Raw genomic sequence first — 3,343 nt, 5'->3', positions numbered from 1 at the left:
GATCGGGATGATCTTCGGAATCGCGGAGCGAACGGTGAAGTTCCACCTGCAGAACGCCGTCGTGAAGCTGGACGCGATGAACAAGACGCATGCGGCCACCAAGGCCGCGATGCTCGGGCTGCTGCCCTGACGGCGCGCAGGCGCACCCCGTGATCTGAAAGGAAAACCCGGGCCGGCTCGCCCGCCCGGGTTTCGACCCGCTTATGCGACGGCCTGCACCGCCGGCTGTCCGGCAAAGAAGGTTGCCTGCACAACTTCATCCGCACGGGCATACGCGCGGTTCACGCCGCTGATCACCGCACGAATCGACGCCGTCGTCAGGTTCGCATCGACGCCGACACCGAACGCGCTGCCGCGCACGCCCGTACCGGCCAGCTCGGCGATCGCGATCGCTTTCGCATCGGCGCCCTGCGACAGCGCGCGTTCCTCGTAATGCTGAATCCGCAGCGGCGTGTGCAATGCATGCATCAGCGCGTCGAGCGGGCCGTTGCCTTCCCCACGCAGCACACGGCGCTCGCCGTGCACGTCGGCGGTCAGCACGATCGTCTCGCGGCCGTCGCGCTCGGTCAGCTCATGGCTGACATAACGCAGCGGCGTGTCGCTTTCGACGTATTCCTGCTGGAACAGCGCCCAGATCTGCGCGCTCGTCACCTCGTGCCCGCTCTCGTCGGTCAGGCGCTGCACGGCCGCGCTGAAATCGACCTGCATGCGGCGCGGCAGCGCGACGCCGTAGCCCTGTTCGAGCAGGTACGCGATGCCGCCCTTGCCCGACTGGCTGTTCACGCGAATGATCGAATCGTACGTGCGGCCGAGATCGTTCGGATCGATCGGCAGGTACGGTACTTCCCATACGGTGTCGGCGCGCTGTACCGCGAAGCCCTTCTTGATCGCGTCCTGGTGCGAGCCGGAGAACGCGGTGAACACGAGGTCGCCGACGTACGGATGACGCGGGTGGACCGGCAACTGCGTGCATTCCTCGGACGTGCGCGCGACTTCGTTGATCTGCGAGAAATCGAGGCCCGGATCGACGCCCTGCGTGTACAGGTTCAGCGCGAGCGTCACGAGATCGACGTTACCCGTGCGTTCGCCGTTGCCGAACAGGCAGCCTTCGATCCGGTCGGCGCCGGCCATCACCGCGAGCTCGGCCGCCGCGACCGCGGTGCCGCGGTCGTTGTGCGGGTGCACCGACAGGATCAGCGAATCGCGACGCGCGAGGTTGCGGTGCATCCACTCGATCTGGTCCGCATAGTAATTCGGCGTGCCGATTTCCACCGTGGCCGGCAGGTTCACGATCGACTTGCGCTCGGGCGTCGGCTGCCACACGTCGAACACCGCGTCGCAGACTTCCTTCGCGAAATCGAGTTCGGTCGCGGTAAACGTTTCCGGGCTGTACTGCAGCGTGAATTGCGTGTCGGTCGCCGCATCGGCGCATCGCTTGATCGTGCGCGCCGCGTTCACCGCGAGCTGCTTCACGCCGTCGCGATCAAGGTTGAACACGATCTTGCGGAATTCCGGCGCGGTCGCGTTGTACAGGTGCACGATCGCGCGCTTCGCGCCGCGCAGCGACGCGAAGGTGCGCTCGATCAGGTCGTCGCGCGCCTGCGTCAGCACTTCGATCGTCACGTCGTCGGGAATGTGGCCGCCCTCGATCAGTTCGCGGACGAAGTTGAAGTCGGTTTCGGACGCGGACGGGAACGCGACCTCGATCTCCTTGAAGCCGATCGCCACCAGCGTCTTGAACATCCGCATCTTGCGCGTGGCGTCCATCGGCTCGAACAGCGCCTGGTTGCCGTCGCGCAGGTCGGTGCTCATCCAGATCGGCGCCTGCGTGATCGTGCGCGACGGCCACGTGCGGTCGGGCAGGTTGACGGGCGTGAACGGTCGGTATTTCGTCGCGGGGTTCTTCAGCATCATGATGTCGGTCCTCGGTCTGTTTGTCGGTGAAGCGCGGCGCGGCAGCCATCGGCATCGGGAGCCGGCTACGTGCACAGCGGTGAAAACGGCAAAAAAGCGGCACAACGGCAAAGCGGTACGGCAAACGACGGCCTTGGCGGTTGGGCGACCGGGACGGAGCGGAGTGGTGACGGAAGAAAGACGAACTCAGGCGCCGGTCGACAACCGGGGCCAGGTCGGTGATGCGGGGAAAATCTGGCGCTTCAGGAAAGAAGCAGATGGAAAGCGCGCAGCCGCAGACCCAGCCCGGAGAAGCGGGCTAGTAGTCGTAGCGAGAAGAGGAACTGGGCGGCGTGCATGACCGGCATCAAATCACAGGGTGGCCACGGCTGTCAACCAGGTCCGCATCCATCCCGCTCCGTCCCTCGATGCGCGCGTTTGCGCAAAATCAGTCCCGTCCGATAGGCGGCGGCTTGCCCGGTCGATATGCTTCACGGGTGCGGTTCCGGTGAGGTCCTATTCATGTTCGGAGTGAGTCGGTCCATCCTCTTCGCCGGCGCCGCACACCCCTCCTTGCAGTCGGGCTTCGGTGTGGGCGTTCGACGGTGGCCGGTGGGCGCGGCCACGACAGAGATGCCGATGTTGAAACGAAACGCTGCCATATGCGAACGCCGAGCTTCTGCTCCGAAGTCCGATTGCCCCCCGCCTCTCCTGCCCCACCTTCGCGTTGCGCTCGCGCATCATTCAGGAAAGCGATACACGCATCGATATAGTTTCTCAAATATATCGAAACCCGCCCCATTAAATACGTTTCATTAAATCGATTAGCACTGTTTTTCGAATTACTGAACAATAACCATTCTCATCCGAATATTTTTTTATTTATTTTTCGTCATGCTCGGCATGTCGCGTTTCAAACGGCAAACGTTTGCGCGACGAGGCCCCTGGCCTTATCTAACAAGTCACAGGAGAACAGCATGGCCGACTCTCAAACGTCATCCAACCGCGCCGGCGAGTTTTCGATTCCGCCGAATACCGATTTCCGCGCGATTTTCTTCGCGAATGCCGCCGAGCAACAGCACATCAAATTGTTTATCGGCGACAGCCAGGAACCGGCCGCGTATCACAAGCTGACGACGCGCGACGGCCCGCGCGAAGCCACGCTCAATTCCGGCAACGGCAAGATCCGTTTCGAAGTGTCGGTGAACGGCAAGCCGTCGGCGACCGACGCGCGCCTCGCGCCGATCAACGGCAAGAAGTCGGACGGCTCGCCGTTCACGGTCAACTTCGGGATCGTCGTGTCGGAAGACGGCCACGACAGCGACTACAACGACGGGATCGTCGTGCTCCAGTGGCCGATCGGCTGATCTGACGCGGATCGACCACCAATCGCCGCCGGCCGCCTCCGTGGCGGCTGGCGGGTTGCGCCGCGTTAAGCGGACTCTCGCAC

Annotated in this window: 3 protein-coding genes; 2 read left to right on the top strand and 1 reads right to left on the bottom strand. The window is 63.5% G+C overall.

Annotation, left to right across the window (positions count from 1 at the left end; all coding sequences use genetic code 11):
- Positions 1 to 130, top strand: a 130-nt coding sequence (locus tag H3O04_RS34640; protein WP_237666541.1) for a LuxR C-terminal-related transcriptional regulator, incomplete at its 5' end; no start/stop codon positions are given.
- Positions 131 to 201: 71 nt separating this feature from the next.
- On the opposite strand, the gene leuA is transcribed toward H3O04_RS34640, so the two are convergent.
- The gene (gene leuA, locus H3O04_RS34635; protein WP_202589441.1) at positions 202 to 1,911 is read right to left on the bottom strand and encodes a 2-isopropylmalate synthase; all 1,710 of its coding nucleotides are present in this window, start codon (positions 1,909 to 1,911) and stop codon (positions 202 to 204) included.
- A 959-nt stretch (positions 1,912 to 2,870) separates the two neighbouring features.
- Between leuA and H3O04_RS34630 the strand changes: the two genes are divergently transcribed.
- Entirely contained in the window at positions 2,871 to 3,260 is a 390-nt protein-coding gene (locus tag H3O04_RS34630) for a fucose-binding lectin II (protein WP_006479996.1), read from the top strand.
- Positions 3,261 to 3,343: the final 83 nt, after the last annotated feature.

Source organism: Burkholderia sp. KCJ3K979, assembly GCF_016759955.1.
Classification (GTDB): Bacteria; Pseudomonadota; Gammaproteobacteria; order Burkholderiales; family Burkholderiaceae; genus Burkholderia; species Burkholderia orbicola.
The sequence above is the reverse complement of the archived record's forward strand: the minus strand, read 5'-3'. Positions and strand labels throughout refer to the sequence as shown.

What these genes read in the sequence shown, in the direction of transcription:
- leuA (WP_202589441.1), bottom strand. Translation starts at nt 1,911, where the DNA reads ATGCTGAAGAACCCCGCGACGAAATACCGACCGTTCACGCCCGTCAAC.
- H3O04_RS34630 (WP_006479996.1), top strand. Translation starts at nt 2,871, where the DNA reads ATGGCCGACTCTCAAACGTCATCCAACCGCGCCGGCGAGTTTTCGATT.